Source organism: Micromonospora sp. DH14 (assembly GCF_029809455.1).
Classification (GTDB): Bacteria; Actinomycetota; Actinomycetes; order Mycobacteriales; family Micromonosporaceae; genus Micromonospora; species Micromonospora parva.
This window is the reverse complement of sequence record NZ_JARVKT010000014.1, coordinates 25,098-50,160: the sequence shown is the minus strand read 5'-3', so window position 1 is coordinate 50,160 and position 25,063 is coordinate 25,098. Positions and strand designations below refer to the sequence as shown.

Genomic DNA, 25,063 nt, shown 5'->3' with positions numbered 1-25,063 from the left:
GTGGATGGGACGCGCCGGGTCGGCGCCCGGGCGACGCCGACCCGGGAGGTGGGCCGGCGATCAGATCCAGGCGCGCGGGTCGGCGGCCAGCTCGGTGACCCGCGCGGGTAGCGCGCCCGCGGCCACGTCGGCGACGCTCACCAGTTCCAGGATCTCCCGCTCGCTCGCCCGCAGCGCGATCCAGACCTCCTGGAGGGCGCGGGCCGGGCCGTGGTAGCCGAGCTGCTCGGGGCGCTGCCCTCGAACGTGGGCGAGGGGGCCGTCGATCACCCGGATCACCTCGGCGAGGGAGATCTCCTCGGCAGGGCGGGCCAGCCAGTAGCCGCCCTCCGGGCCGCGCTGGGCGTGCACGATGCCGCCCCGGCGCAGCTGCAGCAGGATGCTTTCCAGGAACTTCGGCGGGATCTCCTGGGCACGGGCGATCTGGTCGGCCGTGACCGGTCGGCCGCGCCCGGGACCGCTGGCCGTCGCGGCAAGCTCGGCGGCCGCACGGAGGGCATAGTCGACCCGGGCGGAGAGGCGCATGCCGGCAAGGTTAGTCCCTGGTCAACCGGGCAGGCGGGCGACCCTCGGCCGATCGGCCACGCATCGATGAAAAGTTCCGCCGCCGGCACCCTCGCGCGCCGCCGGCACTGACCGGTGCGGCCCGTCATGATCCACCGCGCGGTGGCGGCCGAAATGCCGGTCCGGAGCGTCCCTATGCTGGGCGTGAAGACGAATGTCCGGCCTTTTACCCGGCCGCCAGCAACATATTGATAAACACCCGGGTCCACTCGGGGGGAAGGCAACACGATGACCGATATCGCGACCCGCACCTGGGATGGCATGACCATCCCGGTCGCCGGCACCTATCTTCTCGATCAGGCGCACAAGCGGATCGGTTTCCTGTCCCGGCACATGATGGTCAGCCCGGTACGCGGCGAGTTCGCCGAGGCCACTGCGCAGATCACCGTCGCCGAGGACCCGCTGCTCTCCTCGGTGACGGCCACCATCATGTCGGCGAGCATCACCACCGGAAGCCTCGACCGGGACACGCATCTGAAGAGTGCCGACTTCCTCGACGTGGAGCGCTTTCCCACCCTCGAATATCGAAGCACCGGTATCACATGGCAGGGCAACGAGGACCCCATATTCCAGTGGGCGCGCCTGCGCAACCACCGGCTGGGCGGACGAGGCCGGAGTCACATTGTTCCGCCGCAGTCCGACGGTATTCCCGGACGATTCGTCCTCACCGGTGAGCTGACCGTGAAGGGAATCACCCGGGCCGTCGACCTGGAGGTGAATTTCGGCGGCGCCCGCCGTGATCCGTACGGGCAGAACATCTTCGGATTCAGCGCGACGGCGAGCATCAACCGCGAGGACTACGGCCTGCTCTGGAACGTCGTCCTGGAGAGCGGCGGGGTGCTGGTCGGCAAGACGGTGCAGATCGAGATCGCCGGAGAGGCCATCTACCAGGCCTGACCCGCCGCATCCCCGCCAGGAGCCTGGCGGGGACGGGTCGACGCGTCAGGCGCCGACGCGGCGCAGCAGACCCTCCTGGACGGCGCTGGCGATCTGCCGGCCGTCTGTGGTGAACATCCGGCCGGTGGCCAGCCCTCGCGCGCCGGACGCCGACGGGCTCAAACAGTCGTAGAGGAACCACTCGTCGGCCCGGAACGGCCGGTGGAACCACAGCGCGTGGTCCAGGCTCGCACCGACCAACCCGCCCGGCCCCCACACCTCGCCGTGCGCGGAGAGCACCGAGTCCAGCAGGGTGAGGTCCGAGGCGTAGGTGAGCGCGCAGGCGTGCAGCAGCGGGTCGTCGGGCAGTTTGCCGTCGATGCGCATCCAGACGCGCTGGTGGGGGTCGGCGGGCCGGTCGCCGGGGCGGACCCAGCCGGGCTCACCCACGTAACGCACGTCGATCGGACGCGGGATCTGACCCCAGATGCCCAGCCGCTCCGGGTAGCGGGAGAGCCGGTCGCTCATCGTCGGCACGTCCTGCGGCATCGGGACGTCCAGCGGGGCCGTGACCTGGTGGTCCAGGCCCTCCTCGGCCCGCTGGAACGACGCCGACATGAAGAAGATCGGCTTGTCGTGCTGCAGGGCGACGGCGCGGCGGACCGAGAAGGACCGCCCGTCGCGGATGTTCTCCACCTGGTACTCGATCGGCTCGACCGGGTCACCGGGGCGCACGAAGTAGCCGTGCAGCGAGTGCACGAACCGCTCCGGGTCGACGGTGCGGCCGGCGGCGACCAGGGCCTGGCCGGCAACCTGGCCGCCGTACACCCGTTGTGGGCCGACCGGGGGGCTCATCCCCCGGAAGGTCATCTCCCCGGTCGGGTCGAGGTCCAGCACCTCCAGCAGCTGGTCCACCGCCGCCTGGCCGACCGCGACCCGACCGTCGCTCACCGCAGCGCCCGCGCCGACGCGGCGTCGACCAGCGAGCCGAGCTGGTGTACGCGCAGCGTGTTGGTCGAGCCGGGGGTGCCGGGCGGGCTACCCGCCACGATCACCACGTAGTCACCGGGGTTGGCCCGGTCGAGGCCGAGCAGCGCCTGGTCGACCTGGCGGAACATGTCGTCGGTGTGCTGCACGAACGGCATCAGGAAGGTCTCCACGCCCCAGGTGAGGGCGAGCTGGTCGCGCACCTCGGGGACCGGCGTGAAGGCCAGCAGCGGCAGGTCGCAGTGCAGCCGGGACAGCCGGCGCACGGTGTCACCGGTCTGCGAGAAGGCGACGAGCGCCTTGGCGTTGATGGCCCGGGCGATCGACGAGGCGGCGACGGTGAGGGCGCCACCGTGGGTACGCGGGTCGTGCTGCAACCGCGGCACCCCGATCGAACCGGCCTCGGTGGTCGTCACGATCTTGGCCATGGTGCTGACGGTGAGCACCGGGTACTTGCCGACGCTGGTCTCGCCGGAGAGCATCACCGCGTCCGCGCCGTCGAGCACCGCGTTGGCGACGTCGGACGCCTCCGCCCGGGTGGGGCGGGAGTTCTCGATCATCGAGTCGAGCATCTGGGTGGCCACGATGACGGGCTTGGCGTTCTCCCGGCACAGCTGCACGGCGCGCTTCTGCACCAGCGGGACCTCGTCCAGCGGCATCTCGACGCCGAGGTCACCACGGGCGACCATGACGCCGTCGAAGGCCAGCACGATGGCCTCCAGGTGCTCCACCGCCTCCGGCTTCTCGACCTTGGCCAGCACCGGCCGGAACACGCCCTCCTCGGCCATGATGCCGTGCACGAGCTTGATGTCCTCGGCGGAGCGGACGAAGGAGAGCGCCACCAGGTCGACACCGAGCCCCAGGGAGAAGCGCAGGTCCTCGGCGTCCTTCTCCGACATGGCGGGCACGCTGACCGCCACGTTGGGCAGCGACACGCCCTTGTTGTTGGAGACCGGGCCGCCCTCGGTGACGAGGCAGCGGATGTCGTTGCCGGTGACGTCGGTGACCTCGACGGCGACCCGACCGTCGTCGATCAGCAGCCGGTCACCGGGCTTCACCTCCTGCGGCAGCTTGCGGTAGGTGCAGGAGACCCGCTCCTTGGTGCCGATGATGTCGTCGCCGGTGATGACGACCGAGTCACCGGTGCGCCACTCGTGCGGGCCGTCGGCGAACCGACCGAGCCGGATCTTGGGGCCCTGCAGGTCGGCGAGGACGGCGACCGGCTTACCCGCTGCCTCCGACGCCTCCCGGACCAGTCGATAGACCGCCTCGTGGTCGGCGTGGCTGCCGTGACTGAAGTTCAGCCTCGCCACGTTCATGCCGGCCTCGACGAGACCCCGGATGCGCTCCGGAGACGAGGTGGCGGGACCAAGAGTGCAGACGATCTTCGCGCGGCGTGTCACGCCCATCAGGCTAGTCTCTCCTTCAGGTCGGACTCGGGTCCGACCCCTTGCAGGCAGCGGAACATGTGTCCAACGACGCGCGGCGCGCGTCGGGCCGGCGGGCGGAACCGCACCGGGAACGTTGTGGCGACGGGCATCAGCGACCGCGCGCCGGGAATCGTACGCCTCCGGTGGCGTGCGCTGTCGGGGTGCTCCCGGCGGCGGCTCACTCCGGACGCCCCGAGGGCGGCGGGCGGCGGCTCATTCCGGGTCCGCCGAGGGCGGCAGGGTGGGCACCGCGTGCAGCAGGTCACGGGGGTCGTAGCGGCGCTTGGCGTGGCGCAGCCGCGCCCAGTTCGCGCCGTAGGCGAGCCGGACCCGCTCGGTCTCCTGGGGGGCGAGCAGGTTGGGGTAACCACCGGGCAGGGCGTGCGGGGCGAGCGCCGCGGAGGTCCGCTCGGCCCACTCCTGGTGCGGGCCGGCCGGCTCGCCGGGCGCCCACACCGCGATGATCTCGGTCAACAGGTGGTCGGCGCGCAGCCCGAACGCCGTGTCGGCGAGCCGCACGCGGGTGGCCTCGCCGTGGAAGTGGTGCAGGGCCACCGCGGAGAAGGGCGAGCTGACCTGCCGGGCCGCGTCGACGAGCGTGTCCACGGAGCCGTCGGTGAGCGCGGGCAGCCATCGGGTCCGCAGCAGGTAGTGGTTGCCGTCGACCATTCCGCCGTCGAACATCCGCAGCGCGTCCGCGTACGGCATCGGGCCGATCTGGTCGACCAGCGGGGTGCCCAGCGCGCGCAGCCGCTCCATCCACGGCAGCCCGGCGTCCAGGTCCGGGCCGCTGTAGAACGGGCAGACGAAGATCACCGGCTCGCCGGCCGGGCCGGGCAGGAAGCCGGCCATCACTGTCAGTTCGTCCGGGGCCTCGGCGACCAGCGCGCCATAGCCGCGCAGGACGGCCGGCGCCTCGGACAGCGCGAACATGATCATGCCGGCCAGCACGCCGCGCAGCTGGTGCGCGCGGAACCGCAGCTCGGTGACGACGCCGAGGTTCCCGCCGCCGCCGCGCAGCGCCCAGTACAGCTCGGCGTCGTGGCGCGGGTCGGCGGTGACCCGGCGGCCGTCAGCGAGGACCACCTGCGCGCCGAGCAGACTGTCCAGGGACAGACCGAACCGGCCACACAGCGGGCCGTACCCGCCGGCGAGGGTGAGCCCGGCCATCCCCACGGCGTCGACGACGCCGGTGGGCACCACCAGGTCGTACGGGCGGGCGGCGGCGAGCAGCTCGGCCGCCGTGGCGCCGCCACCGATGGTCACCGTGGCCGCGTCCGGGTCGACCCGGACGGCGCGCAGCCCGGTCAGGTCGAGCACCAGGGCGCCGTCGCGCAGCGCCCGCCCGGCCCAGTCGTGCCCCCCGGAGCGGACCGAGACGGGCAGGTGGCAGCGGGCGGCGACGCGGACCGCCTCGGCCACCTCGTCGGCCTCCCGGCAGTGGGCGACCAGCGCGGGCGTCCGCGCCACCGCACCGTTCCAGAGTTGGGTGGTGGTGGCGTAACCGGGATCGCCCGGCTCGTGCAGCCGGTCGCCGAGCAGGGCACGTAGTCGGGCGGCGGCGGACGCGACATCACCGGTGGCGGCGGAGATCATGGCGACTCCTCGACCGGGGCCGACCCACGACACCGGGTACGCCCCGGCGACGGCCCGCGCAGGGCGCGACCGTAGCACCGGCAGGCGGGCGAGCGCCGTCGCCATCACGACAGCCACCGATGGAAGAGCTGCTCAGCTCCCCGCTTTGACCAGCGGAAACTCCAGGGAGCCGGCCGGGCAGAGGAAGGTCAGCACCTCCACCCGGTAGAGCCCGGCCTGCACCGCGGGGTCGGCCTCCAGCACGCTGCGGACGTCGTCGACGCTGCCGGTGCGGGCCAGCCCGAACCCGATCGGCGGATCCGGCTCGCGGGCCGGCCCGTCCACTGAGCCGGCGACCAGGATGATGCCGCGTCGCTGCAACGCCTGCATGTGCTCGGTGTGCTCGGCCTGCAACCGCTGCACCGTCTCGGCGGGCAGGGCCCGCCCGGCCGCGCCGGGATAGATCACGATGCACTCGTACGTGTCGAGCGCGAAGTTGACCTGCGGCACTCCCATGGGTGCTCCCTCCGCCGTCGCGCCGGAAACGCACCGGCTCCGGTCAGCGTCGCACGGACACCCCGGTCGTACCGGGTGCTTCCCGGCAACTCGGCTCGGCGCGCCCACGGCGTGTCCACGCCCACACTCGACCGACCGGCGGCATGGCCGTGGAGATCCGGGGGATGATCCATCAGTGGCGGGTGGGCTCTCTCACGCCCGCGCTGTCCACGCCCGCCACGACAAGACGATTGGGGATCGGGCAATGGCGACAAATATCAGTGAGCAACCCGCGAAGGCGTCCGGCACGTACCGGATCGGTGGCGACGTCACCGTCAACCGGCTCGGCTACGGGGCCATGCAGATCACCGGTCCGGGTGTCTGGGGTGACCCGAAGGACCCGGCCGAGGCCGTTCGGGTGCTGCGCCGGGCGATCGAGCTGGGCGTGACGTTCATCGACACCGCCGACTCGTACGGGCCGTTCGTCTCGGAGCTGCTGATCCGGGAGGCCCTGCACCCGTACGCCGATGACCTGGTGATCGCGACGAAGGGTGGGTTCACCCGTTCCGGACCGGGCGACTGGCGGGTGGTGGGCCGCCCCGAATACCTGCGCCAGCAGTGCGAGCTGAGCCTGCGCCACCTCGGCCTGGACAGCATCCCGCTGTACCAGTTGCACCGGATCGACCCGAAGGTGCCGCTCGCCGATCAGCTCGGTGAGCTGGCCCTGCTGCGAGAAGAAGGCAAGATCCGGCACATCGGGCTGTCCGAGGTGAGCGTCGCGCAGATCGGGGAGTCCCGGGCGATCACCGAGATCGCGTCGGTGCAGAACCTGTACAACCTGGCCAACCGCAGCGCCGAGGACGTGCTGGAGTACTGCGAGCGCAACGACCTCGCGTTCATCCCGTGGTTCCCGATCGCCACCGGTGAGCTGGCCCGCCCGGTCGGCCCACTGGACGCCATCTCCACCGCGCACGGCGCGTCGCCCGCGCAGCTCGCGCTGGCCTGGCTGCTGCGCCGCTCACCGGTGATGCTGCCGATCCCCGGCACGTCCTCGGTGGCGCACCTGGAGGAGAACGTGGGCGCCGCCGACGTGCGGCTCACCGACGACGAGTTCGAGGCGCTCGCCAAGGCGAGCTGACCAGCCGGTGCGGACGCCGTCGACACAGTCGGCCTGTCGCTGCCGGGTGAAGAGCTCGGCGCTGGCCGGCCCGGTCATGCGCGCCGTTCCTTCGGGAGGGCCACACGTCCTCCGTCGCCGGTGGACAGTCGCAGCAGGTTGTCGGGAACGTCTGATAGGTGCGGGTGGTCCCGGCGGGACCACCCGCACCGACAGGTCAGAGCGCCAGGCAGTTGGGTCGCACCGGGCCGTCGACCAGGGCGCCGCGCACGATGGTGTACGCCGTGCCGTCGAGCACCAGGCCGAGGTGCCCCACCACCCGCAGCGGGCAGTACGCCTGGATCAGCACGTTCGTCGCACCGTCGTTGACGGCGGCGTTGCCGGTCGGCCGGACCAGTTCGTCCTGCAGGGTGCGGATGGTGGTGTAGCGCACCGCGCCCGGGGTGTCGTCGCCGGCGTTGAGGTCGGCGAGAAACGCCGAGCCGATGGTCATCTGCTGACAGGCCACCACTCCGGCGCAGGTGCCCAGCCCCAGGAACGCCACGATGTTGGCGACGTACGTGCCGTACTGGGGTGTGCCCAGGCTGACGTAGCGGCCGACGGCGGTGGTGCCACCGAGCCGCTTGAGGTAGTACCGGCTGACCAGGCCCCCTTCGGAGTGGGCCACGAGGTCGACGGTCGCCGCGCCGGTGCTGGCGCGTACCTGGTTGACGTAGGTGGCGAACGCGCGGGCCGAGGTGGGGATGTCACCGAGGCCCAGTCCGGGAAGTTGGTAGATGAAGGTGCGGTAGCCGTCGGCGCGCAGCCGGGCGGCGATCGGCTCGTACGCGACGGCGACGCCGCTGAGCCCGCCGACCACGATGACGGGGTTGGCCGCCGCGGCGGCGGCGAAGGGGGTGGGGGCCGGGTCGGCGGGGGCCGCGGTCGCCGTGGCGGTGGACGCGAGCAGCGCGGCGGTGGCGAGGGCCAGCACGAGGGCGGTCTTTCGGAGCAGCATCGCTGCACCTCCGGGGGAGGCGCCCGGCGAACCGGGCAGGTGGGTGGGGGTGTCCGGTCGACCGTGCGACGATGATGCCCGCAACAATTTGGAAACGTCAATGGCTTGTTACGCGCCGGTAACCCGTTGTTCCGCCGGGGGTGTAAACGGTCATACCGCCACGCTCCATATCGGACCTCGGACGGTCACTGGCATGCTGTGGCCGTGGCTGTCGACGAACCCACCGAGCGCGAGCTGCGGGTGATGCCGTGGTGGCTGGTCCTGGTCGGCCTGCTGGCCGCCGTCGCCCTGGGCTGGCTGGTGCTGGACCTGCTGCTCACCGAGGCCGACCGGGCCAGCCAACCCGACACCCGTGCCACGCTGCGCATCGACGCGATCCGGACCGGCCTGACCGTCGTCGCCGGCACCGGCGGAGGGCTCGCGCTGCTGCTCGCCGCCCGCCGCCAGTGGATCGCCGAGCGCGCGCAGCGACACCAGGAGAGCGTCGCCGCCCGCGACCAGGTGCACCGGGACCGGGTGCAGGCGCACGCCGAGGCGGTGGCCGAGGCCGCGCAGCGCCACCAGGATCGGCAGTCCGGGGCGGCCGAGCACGACGCGGCGGAGCGTCGGCTGACCGAGCTCTACACCCGGGCGGTGGAGTTGCTCGGCAACGACAGCGCGGCGGTACGCCTCGGTGGCCTGCACGCGCTGGAGCGCCTCGGTCAGGACAATCCGGGGCAGCGCCCGACGATCGCGGCGGTGCTCTGCGCGTACCTGCGGATGCCGGCGCCAAACGGCGAGCCACGCGAGACGGAGGTCCGGCGCAGCGCGCAGCGCGTGCTCACCCGGCACCTGCGCGCCGCCGACGACGACGCCTTCTGGCCGGAGTTGACGCTCGACCTGGCCGGCGCCGAGCTTGTCGACTTCGACGCCGCCGGCTGCACGCTCGTCGACGCGAACTTCACCGAGGCGGTATTCACCGGCACGACCACCTTCGCGGGCGCGACGACGCGGGGCCGGTTGCTGCTCGGGGCGGCGACCTTCGACGACGTGCACTTCGACAACCTCACGGCCGACGGCGAGGTGATGCTGGACGGCGTTCGCGTCGGCGGTCCGGCCACCTTCGACGGGGCCGTCTTCACCGACGGCCTGTCCTGCCGGCGGTCCCGCTTCGCCGGCCCGACCTCATGGCGTCGGGTGACCTTCGGCCAGCCGACCAGCTTCGACGCGACCCGCTTCGAGGACGCCACCTCGTTCAGGGAGGCAGTCTTCGACGGCGCGGTGTCGATGGAGCACACCGAGTTCGGCGGGGCGGCGGGCTTCCACTCGGTCCGCTTCACGAACATGGCGCTGTTCCGCTGGACGGTGTTCGGCGCGGAGGCGCTGTTCGACCGGGCGCACTTCCTCGACGCGGCGAACTTCGGCCGGGCCCGGTTCCACCGGATGGCCAGCTTCCGCGACACGCGGTTCAGCCGGCCGCCGCAGGTCGAGCAGGCCCGGGCGGTGGCCGACCCCGGTCACCGCTGGCCGTCCGACACCACTGTGGAACGCCTCGACGACGAGTGGCTGCTGCTGGTCGACGGCTGACCGGCCGCCGGAGGCGTCGACGCCACCCGGCCGGCTGGCCCTCAGCGCGGCGCGGCCGGCGGGCGCAGGCCGTCCAGGGCCACGCCGAGCACCCGGTCACGCTGCTCGGGCGACGGGAACTGGGCCATGGTGAGGCCACTGATCAGCCGCACCACGTCGTCGAAGCCGATGTCGTCACGAACCACGCCGGCGGCCTGCGCGCGACGCATCAGCGGCTCACCGGCGGAGAAGATCTCGGTGCGGCAGCTGGCGAAGATCTCCGAGTCGTGCAGCAACTGCTCGGCGAGCGCCCGCTTGGTGGCGACGTACGCGACGAAGCGGTGCAGCCAGGCGACGAGCGCGTCCCAGGGCGGCAGCTCGGCCAGGCCCTCGGCGGAGTGGCACAGCTCGCGGACCTCCTCGACGTAGACGGCCTCGAACAGGTGCCGGCGGGTCGGGAAGTTGCGGTAGAGCGTGCCGATGCCCACCCCGGCCCGGCGGGCCACGTCCTCCAGCGAGGCGGCGGCCCCGTTCTCGGCGAACGCCTCGCGCGCCGCCGTGATCAGGGCGTCGTAGTTGCGCCGCGCGTCGGCCCGCTTGGGCCGCTGGGCGAAGACCTCGGGCACCTGCCCCGCGCTGGTCATGACGTGCGTCACCTCACCCTGGTTGCATCCGGAGGCCACCCTCCGCTAGCTTAGTGGAGGCACCCCTCCGGAATCCCGGAGGCCTGCCTCCGGTTAGCTTACCTCGGGACCCGCCCGATCGCCGCCTGGCCACCCCGATCGCCCGGACCCCGACAAACGACCCGTCACAGACGACGGGCCACAAGCCTCCATCCCGTACGTAATCAGGGAGTCATCTCTCGTGGCAGTGACCTCCCGACGCAGCTCGCGTCGGCTCACCTTCACCGTGCTCGCGGCCGGCGCCGGGTTCTTCGCGATGCTCCAATCGCTGATCACCCCCGTGCTGCCGACCATCCAGCAGGACCTGCACACCTCCCAGAACACCGTGACCTGGGTCCTGACCGCCTACCTGCTCAGCGCGTCGATCTTCACGCCGATCCTCGGACGCGTCGGCGACATGGTCGGCAAGGAGCGGATGCTGGTCGTCTCGCTCGCCGCCCTCGCCCTCGGCTGCCTACTGGCCGCCATCGCGCCGAACATCGGCGTGCTCATCGTCGCCCGGGTCGTCCAGGGCATCGGCGGAGCGGTCTTCCCGCTGTCGTTCGGCATCATCCGCGACGAGTTCCCGGCCGCCCGGGTCTCCACCGCCGTGGCCGCCATCTCGGCGATCGTCGCCGTCGGCGGTGGCCTGGGCATCGTGCTGGCCGGCCCGATCGTCAGCACGCTGGACTACCGCTGGCTGTTCTGGATCCCGATGGTCGTGGTCGGGCTGACCGCCGTTGCCGCGCACCTGTTCGTGCCCGAGTCGCCGGTCCGCACCCCCGGACGCATCGACTGGCGCGCCACAGTGCTGCTCTCCGGCTGGCTGGTCGCGCTGCTGCTGCCCATCAGCCAGGGCGCGGCCTGGGGCTGGACGTCCGCCCGGGTGCTCGGCCTCCTGGCGCTGGCCGTGGTGCTGCTGGTCGGCTGGCTCGTCACCGAACTGCGGTCGAGCAACCCGCTGATCGACATGCGGATGATGCGCCTGCCCGGCGTCTGGACCACCAACCTGGTCGCAGTGCTCTACGGCGCGTCGATGTTCTCCGTGTACGCGTTCCTCCCCCAGTTCGTGCAGACCCCGACCGCCGCCGGCTACGGCTTCGGGGCGAGCATCAGCCAGGCCGGCCTGCTCATGCTGCCGATGCTGGTAGCGATGTTCGTGGCCGGCATCATCGCCGGCCGGCTCCAGGGCGTGTTCAGCGCCAAGGCGCAGCTCGCCACCGGCGCGGCGTTCAACGTGGTCGCCGCCGGGATGCTCGCCGCCGCGCACGACACCCGCTGGGAGGTCGCCATCGCCGGTGGCCTGGTCGGCTTCGGGATCGGCCTGGCCTTCGCGTCGATGGCCAACCTGATCGTCGCCAGCGTGCCGGCCAGCCAGACCGGCGTGGCCACCGGCATGAACGCCAACATCCGCACCATCGGCGGCGCGATCGGCGCCGCCGTGGTCAGCGGCGTGATCACCGCCCACCCGCAGGCCAACGGCCTGCCCCGGGAGGCCGGTTTCACGATGGGGTTTCTGGTCCTCACCGCGATCGCCCTGGCCGCCGCGCTCGCGGCCCTCGCCGTCCCGTCCGCCCGGCGGGCGTCGGCCGGTCGCCGGCCGTCCGCCACGACGATCGTCGAGTCGGAGCTAGCCGGCGAGTTCGCCACCATGCCGGCGACCCGCTGACGGACCGTGTCGCAGCCCGGGCGGTTCGCCGCCCGGGCTGCGCCATGTCCCGGAGTACGCTGGCCGCTCCCCCGCTCACCGCCCGTCGTCTTTCAGGATGCGCCCATGTCCGAGTTGCTGACCGCCGACCGCATCGAAGAGATCGCTGCCCTGGGTTCCGAGAGCCCGGACCCGGCCGCGCTCGTCGCCGAGCTGGTGGGCGCCGTCGACGAAGGGCGCGTGGCCGACCCCGACGACACCGGGTACGCCCTGCTGGTCGCCGTGGACATCCTGGAACAGGCCGGTGACCTGGCCGACGCGCTCACCCTGGCCACCCGAGCGGTCGCCGAACAGCCGGACGACAACGCGTACGCCCGAGCGGTGCGCGGCGGCCTGCTGCTGCGCCTCGGCCGCTCGGACGAGGGCCTGACCGAGCTGACCGCCCTGCGCCCGCTGCTGGAGACGGACCCCAAGTCCATGTACGTGGTCGACGAGCTGGTCGAGTCCGGCCACGCCGAACTGGCACTGGAGTGGCTCACCGGGGCACTGGACGCCATCCTGGAGCGGACCCGCACCCAGCAGCACGCGTCCGAGGACGCCCAGGACGAGGCCGCCGCCATGATCTACGGCCTGGCCCAGCAACGGCACGACCTGCGCGAAGAGGCGGGCCTACCGCACGACGAGTACGACAACCTCGCCGACCGGCTGCGCGCCGCGAGCACCCACGCGCTCGACGCCCTCGACGACGGCCCGGCGACGCTGCTGTTCTGGCCGAAGGCCGAGTTCGACGCGCTGCTGGTGCGCTGGCCAGTGCTGGCCGAGAGTCACCCGCCCACCTGGGACGAGCACCGCACCACTGTCGAACGTGCCTTCGTCGAGACGTCCGCCCGAGGCGGCGCCGACCTGGGCCTGGTCAACGGCACTGTTGACGGTCTGGCGGCCTTCGCCGAACGCACCGGCAGCGACCCCACCAGCGAGGAAACCCTCGACGAGTACGCCGACAGCCTCGACGAGGCCGGCGTGACAGCCTGGCCGCCCGGCCGCAACGACACCTGCTGGTGCGGGTCCGGCGCCAAGTACAAGAAGTGCTGCCTGCCGCGCTCACGCGGCTGACCCTCCCCCGTCGGCTCGGTCCCTGCGGATCCGGGAGGCCATGTCCCTGGAGAGCCTGATGCCTGTGAGTCATCAAGATGACTCACAGGCATCACGTTCGACCACAACCGCCGGCACCCTCTCGATCACCGGCCACCGCATGAGCCCCGCGTATGATCGACACCCCGCTCAACCGTCCGGGCTCGACGATGGAGGCGATGCCGGCGCGGAGCAGATCGCCGGGCGGGCCCGGACCGCGACCGGCGAGGAGCGCGTCCGGCTGTGGCCGGTGATGACGAAGGTCTTCCCGACGTACGCCCGCTACGCGAAGGAGACCGCGCGGGAGATCCCGGTCATCGTCATCGACCGTATCGATTGATATCCGTAATTGCTGTGGCGGGCTAGGGTGACCGCAGGTAGGCACCCACTCCGGCAAGGAGGACCATCGTGCGCCGCATCATCACCGCCATCGCACTACTCGGGCTGACCCTCTCCGTCGCGCTCGCGCCAACGCCGGCGAGCGCGGCGAGCAGCGTCGAAGTCACCTCCGCGACGCTTGTCGCACGCGGCGTCGCCGTGGACATCACCCTCACGGTGACCTGCCCAGCCGGCCTGTCCGGCGCCACCGAGCTGATCGTCCGGCAGCGCTCGGGCGACCGAGTCGCCTACGCCAGTGGCTGGGCGCCGCTCAACAGCTGCACGGGCGAGCCGCAAGCCGTGACCGGGAGAGCGTGGGCGGAGGCCGGCGGACTGGTCCTGCACAGGGGCGTCGCGCTGATCAGCGGCGGATTCGAACTCTGCAACCAGGACGTCTGCGACTACCCGACCTTCGAGCAGACGTTCCGTATCACCCGCTGAGCACGGTTGCGCTGCCCTCGCAGGCGGTCAGTTGCCGAGCGCCCGGACCTTGGCGATCGTCTCCTGGACGTGCTGCTTGGCCGGGTCGCCACCCTGGGCCGCCTGCGCCAGCGCCTGACGGTACGAGTCGATCATGCCGACCAGCGGACCAGCGGCAACGCCCTCAAGGGCACCGGCGACCAGCGCCCGCGCCTCGGCCGCGTCCTGTGCCGCCGCTGCGGTCTTGGCCTTCGCCTCGTCCAGCTTCTGCGCCGCCGCCGCCAGTCTCGCGATGATCTGTGCCGCGCTCACGCGCACCTCCCCGTGATCGACCACCAGCTCCACTGCGGAGACCACCTGGGAGCGTACGAGATCCGCGCACCCGACGCGACCGGGCGCGAGCTCCTGCCTCGCCAGGTTCGGACACGAGATCTTGGACAGTTTCCGTCACGTCCTGACGGAAACTGTCCAAGATCTCCAGCACAACCAGCCGGCAGGCCAGGCCTGAGGCGGGCTACGGCGACGGCGGGCCGTTCTGTGCCCGGGTGATCAGATCGTGCAGCGGCTTGGTGCCGCTGCCGACCATCACACCGCTCACCACGGCATCGACCCAGACCGCCACCCCGTTCCCGTCGGCACCGGCAGCGAGCCGTCGCCGCCTCGGCGTTGACCGGCGGCGAAACGCCGATCCCACCCCCGACCGGCATCGGCTCAACCTGGGTGGATGTGTGTCCCTGCAATTCCTGACCAACCTTTCGACCTACCGTTCAGCAGACGCCGAGGCGTGATGATCCAAAGCCCCGGGAAGCGGATCCCGCACCGGTAACGCTCGGGGCGCGAGACCACGGCAGCGCAGTGGGCACGGTGGACGGCCGGTAACTTCGGCCCATCGAGGTGCGGCACCTCTCGGAACACACTGGACCGGCAGACAGTGATCCCGGGCTCGGGGACCACGCCGAAGTGCGAAGCCTCCTAGACTCGGCGACAGCTTGCCGAGGGAGTGACGGGGCTTGACGGTTCAGAGGACAGACACGACATCGGCTGGTCGCGGTCGCCGGGCCCGCGTCATTGGGCTGTCCGGGGCTCTCCTCGGGCTTCTCGCCCTCCTGCTGGCCGTCGCCGTCGCGACCGGTGACGGGCAGAGCATCCTCAGCAGTCTCCAGTCGTCGTCGACCACAGCCGCGCCCGGTCCGACCCCGGCGTCTCGGGCAGCGCTCTACCGGTCCTGCATCGCCAAGATTCACGGCGACGACGCGTTGGTCTTCTTCCGACGCGAGATCCCCGAGGGCCGGTGGGGGGAACCGCTGCGGGGCACTGCCTCGACGAGCAGTGAGCCGTACGTGCTGTGGATCTTCGACGCTCAGTGCGAACCGCACCGGGCGATCGAGGTGCCACGGCGAGGCAGTCGTACGTTCAGGGCCGAGGTGGGTCAGGTCTGGTACTACGCCGAGGCGTCGGCGGGGCCTCCCGCCGATGGCTGCTCCTGCCGCGTCTTCAGCCCTTCGACCAGCGGCACCGAGCAGAGGTTCAGCGACGAAGGCGGCGTCATCTACCACCTGAGCCAGTCGACGCCCGACAGCGGTTCCCGTGTGCGGTGACGCCCGGGCACGAACACGCTGACCACCGGCTGCGCGGCGAAGCAGAGTTCAAAGGCCAGGTGGGCGGTCGTCAGCGCAGGCCGCGCACGAGCAGCAGGTAGGCGCAGTAGGCCACCGGCACCAGCAGGAAACAGATCAGGAACCCCAACGGCAGGTAGCGCGGCGGGGTGCCGGCGACCATCGCGGGTCGTCCCCAACGGCCCAGCACCAGGTACCCGCCGAAGAACGCCACCGCCGGCAGCCCCGCGCAGATCCACGCGCCGAGGGTGAACCCGTCGACCAGACCGACCCCGGAGGCGAGCACCAGCATCAGCATGAGCACCCCGGCCGCCGCGCTGCACCCGGCGTAGACGGCGACCGCCCGGGCCAGCGGCGACCACGTCGGCAGCAGCAGCGGCCGTTGGGCCAGCAGCTCCGCCTGGTGCCCGTGCCGGTCGGCCTCGTCGGCCATCCGCCGGGCCAGCTCCAACTCCACCGCCGGGTCGGCAGCCGCCGCGCGTTGCGCCGGCACCCCACCGCCCGCCGGGGTCACCGCCGTCGGCAGCGCCAGCCGCGCTTCCCCCGCCGGCAGCTCGGGGTACGCCCCGACCCCCGACCGCCCCGGGGCGCCGGCTGCGCCGGCGGATTCCCCGTCCCCGGCTCCGGGTGCGGTGGCGGGGCCGAACCCCGTGGCGGACGCCGATCCAGGGCCGGCAGCCGATCCCGCGCCGGTGGTGGATGCCGAACCGGGGCCGGGTGGCGGGCCGGGCCAGGTGGCGGCCTCGCCTGGCGTCCCCGTCCCCTGTCCCGGCCCGGCCCCCGGGTTAGCAGCAGAGGGTGGCTGGTCAATGCCGATCGCCCGACCGATCTGGTCGAGGCGCTGCCCCTGGGCGGTCAGCCGCTGCTGGAGGGAGTCGACGGCGGCGTGCAGGTCGCGGCGGCGCGCGGATTCGGTGGCGGCGTGTTGTTCCCCGGCGCGGCGCTGCTCGGAGAGCTGCCGGGCCAGCGCCGCGTACTCCTCGAAGGACACTGTCACCGCTCCCCGTCCGGCTCGTGCCCGTCGCCGACGAACGGGACTATCAGCCGGATGCGCTGGTCGTGCCGGTCGATCAGCAGCGCCCGGTCGGCGCGGGGCGTGTAGGTCAGGTCGTGTGCGCCGAGGTGCAGTGCCAGCTCGGCGCCGGGCACGTTGAGCGCGACCAGGCAGGCGACGTCGTCGCGGTTCTGGGTGCCGCCGAGGTCGTCGGCGAGCCGGCGCAGGCCCCGCCACCAGCCGAGCAGGTGCACCCCCTGGCCGGGGCCCTGACGCAGCACGGTGCGCAGGTCGTCCAGTCCGGAGCGGAACGTGTCGGGGTCGGTGGCGCCGAGGACGGGCGCGGCGGCGTCCATGCCGAACACCACCAGGTATTCGCGGCCGGTGGGCTCGGCGGCCAGCGCGGCGATCCGGTCGCGCAGCCCGGTCGCGTCCAAACGCTGCACCGGGTGGCCGGCGGCCCGCAGCGCGGCCTCGGTGTCGTCGGCGACCGGGTCGGCGGCGGTGACCAGGCAGGCCAGCTGGAACCGGGCGTCACCGGGGGTGTGCTGACGGGCCAGGCTGAGCGTCGCGGCGCGCAGCACGTCCGCGCCGGTCGGTGCGGTGCCCACCACGGCGAGGTGCCGGCCGGGGGTGGTGTCCATGAGGAACAGCGCGGTGGTGCCGTGCACGTCGACGGTTCGGCCGACCAGGGCCATCGGGCGTCGACCACCGGGGCGCAACCCGGCGAAGGTGCTGTCGTCCTCGATCCGCGCGGCTTCGTACCCCTTGAAGACCGCCGGTGCCCGCGAGCCCGGCGGGCGGGCCTGCCACAGCTCGTGGCGCAGCGCGGCGAGGTCGGCCGCGGCGGCGTGCGCGTCGGGGAAGCGCAGCACGGTGTCGGCGCCGACCGCGCCGGCGGCGGTGTTGACCACGGCGGAGCCGACCGGCAGGGCCGCGGCGGCGTCGTTGAGCTGGTCGAGCACCCCGCCGCCGCCGGGCAGCGCCACCCGCAACGCGAACTGCCCGAAGATCGCCTCGGCCCGGCCGTAGAGCGCCTCGATCCCGGTCATGCTCTGGCTGGCGAGCACCAGGTGGATGCCGTACGAGCGGCCCTTGCGGGCCAGCTCCTCCAGCAGGTCGACGGCCTCGCGGGCCAGCGCGTCGTTGCCGGCGAGCAGCACGTGGAACTCGTCGATGACGGTCACGATGCGCGGCAGCGGATTGTCCCGGGGCAGGTCGGCGAGCTTGGTGACGCCGTGCCGTTTGAGCGCGGTGGCCCGGCGCTGGGCTTCCCGGCGCAGCTCGCGCAGCACCGCGAGACCGTACTCGCGGTCGGACTCGATGCCGACGGCACGGGCGTGCGGCAGCCAGGACGGGTCCCGACCGGTGGGCACGAACTCGGTGAAGCTCACGCCCTCCTTGAAGTCGAGCAGGTAGAGCTGCAACTCGGCGGGCGAGTAGCGGGCGGCCAGCCCGTAGAGGACGTCGAGGAGGAAGACGGTCTTGCCGGCACCGGTGCGCCCGCCGACCAGCCAGTGCGGGGTGGCGTCGTCGAAGGCGAGCGTCAGCGCGGTGGCGAAGGCCGCCGTCGACCCGCCGCCGGCCCGGCCGATCACCGTGCGCAGGCCGGTGCTGGCGGACTCGGCCCAGCGCCGTTCGGGCAGCAGGTCGGTGAAGGGCAACGCGTCGGCGCGACGGGTGGCGGTGCCGAGGTGCGCGGCGAGCGCGTGGACCGAGGCGGGCGGCGGGTCGCCGTCGAGCAGGACGCGGGCGGCGAGGCCGCTGCCGTCGGCGCTGAACGGCGCGCCGGGCGGGTCGCCGACGTGCGCGTACCCCTGGTTGAGCCGCACCGCCGTGGTGCCGCCCAGCGGCGGCGGGGTCTCGCCGGGCTGCCGGGACGGGTGGCCGGCGAGCAGCACGCACACGGCGGCGGCCGGGCCGGCGTGGGTGAGCGCGGCGAGCCGGGCCAGCTCGCGCGGCGGCGGCGCGGCGGTGGCGACGACCAGCAGCAGGCGGCGGGCGGTCGCCGCACCGTGCTGCGCGGCGCGGGCGTGTTTCTCGGCGGCGTCCAGCAGCGCGGCCACCTCGGCCTCGCTGGTGGCCGGCGGGTCGAGCACCCCGGCGTCGAGCAGCGGTCGTAGCGGGCCGAAGGTGGCGCCGAGCGTGGCGGTGTCTATGCCGACGACGCGGACCTGACCGGGTGGCGCGGTGGCGACCAGCCGCAGCACCAGCGCCCGCAGCAGCCCGGCGACCTGCGGCTCCCGGGCGTCGGCGTCCAGCGCCAGGTGCTGGCCGCCGCCGAGCGGGACCAGCACCGGGAAGTCGCCGTCCGCTGTGGATGCGGCACCGATCCGCACCGCGGCCGGCTGGTCCGTCAGCGGGGTGACACCCGGGGCGGGATTGGCCAGCGCACCGCCGAGGCGGGCGAGGCGGGCCACCACGTCGTCGCCGACCGGTGCGACCGTCGGTGCCGCCCCGAGGACACCGCGGACGGTGTCCAGGTGCGCCCGGGCCGCCCGGTGGGAGTTGACCGCCTGCCCGTACGCCGACGCGAGCCTGCCCACCCTCTGCCCCCAACGCCACGGCCGCCTGGTCCCAGGAACCCTAACGGACACCGGTGGCGACCGGACAGTCCTGCGAGGACGTGTCACGCCGGACCGGTCAGGCCGGGCCGCACACCGCCGGGCCGGGCACGTCGGCCACCCCGCAGCGGAACACCTCCACCGGCGCCCTCGCCACGGCGGGCACCTGCTCCACCCGCATCAGGGCCAGTCGCTTGTCGACCGGCTCCCCCGAGTCGGGCGTGAACCGGATCAGCCCGGCGACCCCCGGGTAGCCCTGACCGGCGTTCTGCCGCAGCACCTCGGCGTGCACCGCCACCGGGTTGACGGCGCTCGGCTCCCAGCGTTGCCGGGGGTCGGCGTGGTGCAGCCGGGCGGCGAGGCTCTCCACCGCCCGGATCAGCATCATCGCCGCGTCGTAGGCGAGGCTGACCCGCTCGCCGACCTGCACCTCGGAGCCCGGCCGGCAGCGCGGCGGGTCGAGCAGGTCGCCGGCCTGGATCCAGGACAGGAAACTGGCCCGCGCGTCGTCGCGCCGGTCCTGGGCGGCCCGCAGCGCGGCGCAGGTGGCCAGGGCCGCCTTCGAGACGTACGTGACGGGCAGGTTGCCGGGTGCGGCGGCGCGCAGCCCCGGGTTGGCCATGTACCGGTTGGCCGAGTCGTCGGCGACGAGATGTCGGGGCGGGTTGCCGCCGCACTCGCGCAGCGCCCGCAGGAAACCGTCGAACTCCGACCACCGGCCGGCGTAGAAGAGCAGCCCGGTGTAGCCGCACTCGTCGGTCAGCCGCTGCCCGGTGCGCCACTCGTCGAGGCGGGTGATCCGGGGGCCGAACCGTTGTCGGAGCGCGTCGACGAGGGTGCCCACGTAGAGGTCCTCGGTGAGCGAACTGCCCTCCAGGGTGGTGTAGAAGACGTGCGCGTCGTCGACCTTGAGCACCTGGGTGGCGTACGCGTCGACCAGCTTCACCTGATCGGTGTTCGGCGCGGAGATCTGCAGGTAGAGGCGGGAGTTGGCGTCCATCCTGTCGGCGGAGAGGGTGGGCGCCAGCGCCGGCAGCCCGGCCTGGTTCAGCTCACGCAGCGCGCGGGCAGTGCTGGTACGGCTCTCCACCAGCCCGACCACCCCGAGCACCGTGGGGTCGTCGCGGGCCAGCCCGGCCAGCATCGCCACGGCCCGGTCGGCGTAGATCATCTGCCGGCCGGCGTTGGCCACCACGATCCGCAGCAGCGCCGCGCCGTTGGCGCCGGCCGACTCCTTCAGCAACGCGTACTGGGCGGTGGCCATCCCTTCGAGTTCCTCGCGCTCGGAGACGTACGACTCCTCGTCCGCGCGGGTCAGGTTTCCGGTCAGGGTGCCGAGGTAGACCAGGGTGAGGAAGGGCCGACGTCGGTCGCTGCGCTGCCAGACCTCCTCGGCGGCCCGGTTCTGCGCGAAGATGCGCCGTTGGACGGTGCGCAGCCGGTCCTGGCCGGGGTCGTTGTTGAAGACCTGCGCGGCGGTGTCGCTGTAGCCGACACACTCACCGCTGGGGGCCACCTCGACGGAGACCTGACCGGTGAGCGAGGGGTGACAGCCCGGCCCCCACCGGCTGGCCACCCACAGGCCGAGCGCCGCCACCAGCACCAGACAGAGCGCCGCCGGCAGGAAGCGCCGCGACCACCACGGCGGGTCGGGCGCGGAGAACGGCCGCACTCCGCCCCGCGACGGTGGGCCGGTGTCGGTCTCGTCGGGGCGCAGCGCCACCAGCCACGTGGCCGGGCGGCGCAGCCGTCGCATCTCCGGCAGCGCCTCGACCCACTCGTCGTACGCCTCCTCGGCCTCGGTCAGCGGGTGCGGTTCGGGCAGGTCCGGTGGGGGTTGCCCACCGGACGCGACGATCAGCAGCGGGTCGTTGCGCCCGGTCTCGGTGCGGACGTCGCCGATCAGGCGGACCAGTTCCCCGCCGACGTTGCCGGGGGCGACGTGATCGATCAGCAGCGCCGGGTACGCGGTGCGCCGCCAGTCCGACGGGCGCCACGGCCGACGCCGGTACGCCTGCCGCAGGTCCTCCAGGAAGGCGTGCAGCAGCAGCTTGTTGACTTGGTCGGGTTGCTCCCCGTCGCGCCAGCCGGCGGTGAGGCGCTCGGCGAAGCCGAGGAAGGTGACCGACTGTCGGGGCGCCAGGTACTGCTGGCGCATGAACCAGTTGTAGTGCCGGCCGAGCACCGGCACCCGACCGGAGACGGCGGCCCGGAAGACCACCCCCGGCACGGCGCGACGGACCAGCCAGAGCAGCACCTGCGAGACGATGCTGACCGCGTCGCCGCCGGAGGGCAACGCCTCCGGCGTACGCGGGCCTCTGCGGTCGCGCAGCCGGCGGACCAGAGCCGCGCGGCTGTCGTCGGCGTCGACGCCGAGGGTGAAGCTCTGCTGCATGAGCCAGTCGGCGAGCGGATAGTGCCGGAAGCGCAGTCGGGCGGCGCCGAAGGCCTCCAGGGAGAGCTGCCGGTGCAGCTCGCGCAGCAGCGCCGGCACGTCAGCGGCACCGGGCGGCGCGTCGGCGTCCAGCACGGCGTGCGGGACCCGCCGTCGGGGGCCCTGACCGAAAAACCGGCGCAGCGGCACCATCAGATCCGCGGTGTCGGAGCGGACCAGCCACAGCAACGGCAGCCGGCGGTCACCGCGACGGGGCCGCCGCAGCAGCCGGGCGAGCAGCGCGAAGAGCTCCAACCCGCCGGGTGGCAGTCGCTCCCGGGCCGCTGTCGACTGCCGTTGGCTGATCAACTCCCGCTTGGGCAACTCCGAGCGCCGCACGCGTCACCTCCGGTCCACACAGTGTGACCTTGCCGGGCAAGGCATGCCAGAGGCCGACCACCGACAATGGATGCGGCGGGTCGGCGACGTTCACGGTTGTCGATTAGGTTGACGAGGCGAACACCCCGATGGAGGGAGTCCACCTCGTGCGACGAGCACTCACGGCGGCCACCGCCGCCCTGACCCTCACCACCGCCGGCACCATGCTCGCCGGCACCCCCGGCCAGGCGGCCCCGACGGGCTGGGGCCGGCCGGTCGTCACCGCCGCGCCGCAACCCGGCGCGCCCGGCCTGGGCGACACCTACTTCCCCGACTACGGCAACGGCGGCTACGACGTCGAGCACTACGACGTCCGGCTGCGCTACGACCCGGCCACCGACCTGCTCACCGGCACCACCACCATCCTCGCCACCGCCACTGAGGACCTCTCGACGTTCAATCTGGACTTCCTGCTCGACGTCGAGTCGGTCCGGGTCAACGGCTGGGCGGCGAGCACCAGCACCGCGGGGGCGCACGAGCTGGTGGTCACCCCGGCCCGCACGGTGACCCGGGGTCAGCAGCTCACCATCGTGGTGCGCTACTCCGGCGTCCCGTCGGAGACGCTGGTCGGCGGCTACACCGGCTGGACGCGCACCGACGACGGCGCCCTCGCCGTCAACGAGCCCGAGTCGGCGTGGTGGTGGTTCCCCAGCAACGACCACCCACTGGACAAGGCCACCTTCGACATCTCCGTGTCGGTGCCCACCGGCGTCGAGGTGATCAGCAACGGCGTGCAGCCGAGGCCCCCGGCGGCCGAGGCCGGCAACCGCACCCGGTGGATCTGGCGGACCACCACCCCCACCGCCACCTACCTGGCCTTCATGGCCATCGGCCAGTACGACATCGTCACCGACACCACACCGGGCGGCCAGCCGGTGATCAACGCGTACAGCACCTCGTTGGGGGCGCTCGGGCCGGCCGCGCGGGCCAGCATCGAGCGGACCGCCGAGATCGTCGACTGGGAGAGCGGGATCTTCGGGCCGTACCCGTTCGAGGCGCAGGGCGGCGTCGCCGGGCCGGTGGACGGGATCAGCTTCGCATTGGAGACGCAGACCCGACCGGTGTACGGGCCGGGCTTCTGGCGACGCGGCGCGAACACGTACGTGGTGGCGCACGAGAACGCCCACCAGTGGTTCGGTGACTCGGTCTCGGTGGCCGAGTGGCGCAACATCTGGCTCAACGAGGGCTTCGCCTCATACGCCGAGTGGCTGTGGTCGGAGGAGCAGGGCGAGGGCACCGCCCAGGAGGTCTTCGACTTCACCTACGCCAGCTACCCGGCCGACGACGAGTTCTGGCAGGTGCTGCCCGGCGACCCGGGCGCCGCCCGGGTCTTCGACAACGCCGTCTACGACCGGGGCGCGATGACCCTGCACCAGTTGCGGTTGGCCGTCGGCGACGACGCGTTCTTCGAGATCCTGCCGGCCTGGACCGCCGAGCACCGGTACGGCAACGCCACCATCGAGCAGTTCCAGGCACTGGCCGAACATATCTCCGGGCTGGACCTGGACGACCTGTTCACCACCTGGCTGTTCACCGCCGGCCGCCCCGACGTGGCCAGCGTCGCCCGCAAGGCCGCCGCGCCGACCGAGCCGAAGTCCTGGGCGAAGATCCGCGAGTCCCACCACCTGCTGTCGCACTGACCCCCCGACCCGCGTCGATCATGGAGTTGTGGTGCCTCATATATCGGGCGACAAGTGAGCATGTTGCCCACCACAACTCCATGATCGACGGGGCGGGCCGGCCGGGGCGAGGGCGGGCGTTACCCGCTGCTCAGCGGCGGGATGCCGGACCGGCCGTGGTCAGCTCCCTGAGCCGAACCCTGCCCGACGACGCCGCGCCGGCCTCGGCGGGCGCGATGACGCAGACCGCCCCGGTGGGCCGCACGATGCGGGCGGCCCGGAACGCCGCTCGGCGTACCGGATGGCGGGGCCGCGGCACGACCAGCGCGAGGGTAGCCGTGCGGGCGCGCTGCCGGTCCAGCGCGACGCTCGCCGCCACCGTGGCGATCGCGGCGGCCGATCCGGCGAGGACAAGCGTCTGACGGGGCCCGGCGTGTTCGGCGAGCCAGCCCAGCAGCGGGGCGCCGACCGCGGCGGAGACCGAGCCGGTGACCGCCAGGGCGGCGAGCACCCGACCCCGCATCGCGGCGTCGGTGTCGAGTTGGGCGCGGGTGCCGACGGTGGTGTCGATGACCACCGCGGCGGCGGCGATCGGCAGGATCACCGCGGCGAAGCTCCAGGTGCCCGGTGCGAGGCCGGCGACGATCTGCAACCCGCTGGCGAGCAGGCCGGCGACGACGAGCGTCCGGTAGCCCAGGGATCGCCGTCGGGCCGCGACGAGCGCGCCCACCACGGTGCCGACAGCGAACACCGTCGACAGCAGGCCGTACCCGGAGGCGCCGGCGTGCAGCGGGCCGTCGCTCATCGCGGCCATCGTCACCTGGTAGTTGCGGCCCAGGCTGCCGAGCACGAACGACAGGGCGAGCGCGAGGAGCAGCACCGGCTGCCCCCGCAGGTAGGTGAACCCGGCGCGGACACCGCCCCGGTTCGGCCCGGCGTCGGGCACCGCGATTCCGGGCACGGCTCCCGGGCGTACGGCGAACAGCGCCACCACCACGGCGACGAAGCTGGCCGCGTTGATGCCGAACAGCAGGGCGGGGCCGACGGCGGCCACCACCACGGCACCGAGGCTCATGCCGAGGATGCGGCCGGCGGAGTTGGTGAGCGAACCGAGCGCCAGGGCGTTGCCCAGCGTCTCCCGGTCGACGAGGCTTGCCGCCCAGCGCCCCATCACCGGGCCTTCGACGGCCGAGACGGCACCGGTGGCCAGGGAGATCGCGAAGATCAGCGGCAGGCCGCCGACCCCGGTCAGGGCGACCGCCGCCAGTCCGGCGGCGAGCGCCGCGTGGGCGCCCTGGGCGGCGATCAGCAACGGGCGGGCGGGCAGCCGGTCGGCCAGTACGCCACCCCAGACGCTGAGCAGCAACGTGGGCGCCGCCTGGAGCAGCACGGCGAAGCCCATTGACGTCGCCGAGCCGGTCTCCTTCAGCACGTACCAGTTGACCCCGAGGACCTGCATCCAGGTGCCGATGACCGACACGAAGCCGGCGAGCGCCCAGATCCGGTAGTTGCGGTGGCGCAACGCGGCGAAGGTGGCACCTCTGGCCACAGCGACCCTCCAGCGATCGGCAGCACGAGCATTCACACCGATCGCGGCGCGGTTCGGCAGCCGACAAGTCTTGCCGGCTTAAAC

Annotated in this window: 21 protein-coding genes; 9 read left to right on the top strand and 12 right to left on the bottom strand. The window is 72.9% G+C overall.

Annotated elements, in window-relative coordinates; all coding sequences use genetic code 11:
• Positions 1-60 precede the first annotated feature (60 nt).
• Positions 61-525: an Rrf2 family transcriptional regulator gene (locus QCZ28_RS19395; protein WP_030334362.1), complete on the bottom strand. Its 465-nt coding sequence runs from the start codon at positions 523-525 to the stop codon at positions 61-63.
• A gap of 267 nt (positions 526-792) precedes the next feature.
• Here QCZ28_RS19395 and QCZ28_RS19390 point away from each other — a divergent pair, with 267 nt between their 5' ends.
• Complete coding sequence (locus QCZ28_RS19390; protein WP_279517983.1) at positions 793-1,461, top strand: YceI family protein; 669 nt, start codon at positions 793-795, stop codon at positions 1,459-1,461.
• Between the two features lie 45 nt (positions 1,462-1,506).
• Here QCZ28_RS19390 and QCZ28_RS19385 read toward each other — a convergent pair whose 3' ends face one another.
• From QCZ28_RS19385 to QCZ28_RS19370, 4 genes are all read right to left on the bottom strand, one after another.
• Positions 1,507-2,391, bottom strand: coding sequence for an acyl-CoA thioesterase II (locus QCZ28_RS19385; protein ID WP_030334365.1), 885 nt, complete (start codon positions 2,389-2,391; stop codon positions 1,507-1,509).
• The gene (gene pyk, locus QCZ28_RS19380; protein ID WP_279517982.1) at positions 2,388-3,836 is read right to left on the bottom strand and encodes a pyruvate kinase; all 1,449 of its coding nucleotides are present in this window, start codon (positions 3,834-3,836) and stop codon (positions 2,388-2,390) included. The genes QCZ28_RS19385 and pyk overlap by 4 nt, the downstream gene beginning before the upstream one ends.
• Before the next feature lie 234 nt (positions 3,837-4,070).
• Positions 4,071-5,453, bottom strand: coding sequence for an FAD-dependent oxidoreductase (locus tag QCZ28_RS19375; protein WP_279517981.1), 1,383 nt, complete (start codon positions 5,451-5,453; stop codon positions 4,071-4,073).
• A gap of 132 nt (positions 5,454-5,585) precedes the next feature.
• Positions 5,586-5,948: a YciI family protein gene (locus QCZ28_RS19370; RefSeq protein WP_030334370.1), complete on the bottom strand. Its 363-nt coding sequence runs from the start codon at positions 5,946-5,948 to the stop codon at positions 5,586-5,588.
• Positions 5,949-6,192: 244 nt separating this feature from the next.
• Between QCZ28_RS19370 and QCZ28_RS19365 the strand changes: the two genes are divergently transcribed.
• On the top strand, positions 6,193-7,065 hold the full coding sequence (locus QCZ28_RS19365; protein ID WP_279517980.1) for an aldo/keto reductase: 873 nt from the start codon (positions 6,193-6,195) through the stop codon (positions 7,063-7,065).
• A 196-nt stretch (positions 7,066-7,261) separates the two neighbouring features.
• On the opposite strand, the gene QCZ28_RS19360 is transcribed toward QCZ28_RS19365, so the two are convergent.
• Positions 7,262-8,041, bottom strand: coding sequence for an alpha/beta fold hydrolase (locus tag QCZ28_RS19360; RefSeq protein WP_279517979.1), 780 nt, complete (start codon positions 8,039-8,041; stop codon positions 7,262-7,264).
• Positions 8,042-8,245: 204 nt separating this feature from the next.
• Here QCZ28_RS19360 and QCZ28_RS19355 point away from each other — a divergent pair, with 204 nt between their 5' ends.
• Entirely contained in the window at positions 8,246-9,607 is a 1,362-nt protein-coding gene (locus QCZ28_RS19355; protein WP_279517978.1) for a pentapeptide repeat-containing protein, read from the top strand.
• Positions 9,608-9,648: 41 nt separating this feature from the next.
• Here the strand turns inward: QCZ28_RS19355 and QCZ28_RS19350 are convergent, their stop codons facing one another.
• A complete protein-coding gene (locus QCZ28_RS19350; protein WP_156057719.1) occupies positions 9,649-10,230 on the bottom strand; it encodes a TetR/AcrR family transcriptional regulator in 582 nt (193 codons plus the stop codon).
• 220 nt (positions 10,231-10,450) lie between these two features.
• On the opposite strand from QCZ28_RS19350, the gene QCZ28_RS19345 reads away from it, so the two are divergent.
• From QCZ28_RS19345 to QCZ28_RS19330, 4 genes are all read left to right on the top strand, one after another.
• Complete coding sequence (locus QCZ28_RS19345; RefSeq protein ID WP_279517977.1) at positions 10,451-11,917, top strand: MFS transporter; 1,467 nt, start codon at positions 10,451-10,453, stop codon at positions 11,915-11,917.
• A gap of 105 nt (positions 11,918-12,022) precedes the next feature.
• On the top strand, positions 12,023-13,009 hold the full coding sequence (locus QCZ28_RS19340; RefSeq protein ID WP_279517976.1) for an SEC-C domain-containing protein: 987 nt from the start codon (positions 12,023-12,025) through the stop codon (positions 13,007-13,009).
• A gap of 40 nt (positions 13,010-13,049) precedes the next feature.
• Positions 13,050-13,367, top strand: coding sequence for a nitroreductase/quinone reductase family protein (locus tag QCZ28_RS19335; protein ID WP_279517975.1), 318 nt, complete (start codon positions 13,050-13,052; stop codon positions 13,365-13,367).
• Positions 13,368-13,435: 68 nt separating this feature from the next.
• Positions 13,436-13,846 (top strand): hypothetical protein, encoded by a 411-nt coding sequence (locus QCZ28_RS19330; protein WP_279517974.1) that lies wholly within the window; start codon positions 13,436-13,438, stop codon positions 13,844-13,846.
• Between the two features lie 27 nt (positions 13,847-13,873).
• Here the strand turns inward: QCZ28_RS19330 and QCZ28_RS19325 are convergent, their stop codons facing one another.
• Positions 13,874-14,137, bottom strand: coding sequence for a DUF6244 family protein (locus QCZ28_RS19325; protein WP_030334392.1), 264 nt, complete (start codon positions 14,135-14,137; stop codon positions 13,874-13,876).
• A gap of 698 nt (positions 14,138-14,835) precedes the next feature.
• On the opposite strand from QCZ28_RS19325, the gene QCZ28_RS19320 reads away from it, so the two are divergent.
• The gene (locus QCZ28_RS19320; protein ID WP_279517973.1) at positions 14,836-15,423 is read left to right on the top strand and encodes a hypothetical protein; all 588 of its coding nucleotides are present in this window, start codon (positions 14,836-14,838) and stop codon (positions 15,421-15,423) included.
• A gap of 70 nt (positions 15,424-15,493) precedes the next feature.
• On the opposite strand, the gene QCZ28_RS19315 is transcribed toward QCZ28_RS19320, so the two are convergent.
• From QCZ28_RS19315 to QCZ28_RS19305, 3 genes are all read right to left on the bottom strand, one after another.
• Positions 15,494-16,438, bottom strand: coding sequence for a hypothetical protein (locus QCZ28_RS19315; protein ID WP_279517972.1), 945 nt, complete (start codon positions 16,436-16,438; stop codon positions 15,494-15,496).
• Positions 16,435-18,981 (bottom strand): FtsK/SpoIIIE domain-containing protein, encoded by a 2,547-nt coding sequence (locus tag QCZ28_RS19310; RefSeq protein WP_279517971.1) that lies wholly within the window; start codon positions 18,979-18,981, stop codon positions 16,435-16,437. Before QCZ28_RS19310 ends, QCZ28_RS19315 begins: the two co-directional genes overlap by 4 nt.
• Before the next feature lie 97 nt (positions 18,982-19,078).
• Complete coding sequence (locus tag QCZ28_RS19305) at positions 19,079-21,772, bottom strand: hypothetical protein (protein ID WP_279517970.1); 2,694 nt, start codon at positions 21,770-21,772, stop codon at positions 19,079-19,081.
• A 146-nt stretch (positions 21,773-21,918) separates the two neighbouring features.
• Between QCZ28_RS19305 and QCZ28_RS19300 the strand changes: the two genes are divergently transcribed.
• A complete protein-coding gene (locus QCZ28_RS19300) occupies positions 21,919-23,451 on the top strand; it encodes a M1 family metallopeptidase (RefSeq protein ID WP_279517969.1) in 1,533 nt (510 codons plus the stop codon).
• A gap of 130 nt (positions 23,452-23,581) precedes the next feature.
• On the opposite strand, the gene QCZ28_RS19295 is transcribed toward QCZ28_RS19300, so the two are convergent.
• Entirely contained in the window at positions 23,582-24,979 is a 1,398-nt protein-coding gene (locus QCZ28_RS19295) for an MFS transporter (protein ID WP_279517968.1), read from the bottom strand.
• Positions 24,980-25,063 lie beyond the last annotated feature (84 nt).

Bases quoted from the DNA above. Each gene is read 5' to 3' on its own strand.
- QCZ28_RS19395 (WP_030334362.1), bottom strand. From the start codon at position 525: ATGCGCCTCTCCGCCCGGGTCGACTATGCCCTCCGTGCGGCCGCCGAG.
- QCZ28_RS19390 (WP_279517983.1), top strand. From the start codon at position 793: ATGACCGATATCGCGACCCGCACCTGGGATGGCATGACCATCCCGGTC.
- pyk (WP_279517982.1), bottom strand. From the start codon at position 3,836: ATGGGCGTGACACGCCGCGCGAAGATCGTCTGCACTCTTGGTCCCGCC.
- QCZ28_RS19375 (WP_279517981.1), bottom strand. From the start codon at position 5,453: ATGATCTCCGCCGCCACCGGTGATGTCGCGTCCGCCGCCGCCCGACTA.
- QCZ28_RS19370 (WP_030334370.1), bottom strand. From the start codon at position 5,948: ATGGGAGTGCCGCAGGTCAACTTCGCGCTCGACACGTACGAGTGCATC.
- QCZ28_RS19365 (WP_279517980.1), top strand. From the start codon at position 6,193: ATGGCGACAAATATCAGTGAGCAACCCGCGAAGGCGTCCGGCACGTAC.
- QCZ28_RS19360 (WP_279517979.1), bottom strand. From the start codon at position 8,041: ATGCTGCTCCGAAAGACCGCCCTCGTGCTGGCCCTCGCCACCGCCGCG.
- QCZ28_RS19350 (WP_156057719.1), bottom strand. From the start codon at position 10,230: ATGACCAGCGCGGGGCAGGTGCCCGAGGTCTTCGCCCAGCGGCCCAAG.
- QCZ28_RS19340 (WP_279517976.1), top strand. From the start codon at position 12,023: ATGTCCGAGTTGCTGACCGCCGACCGCATCGAAGAGATCGCTGCCCTG.
- QCZ28_RS19335 (WP_279517975.1), top strand. From the start codon at position 13,050: ATGTCCCTGGAGAGCCTGATGCCTGTGAGTCATCAAGATGACTCACAG.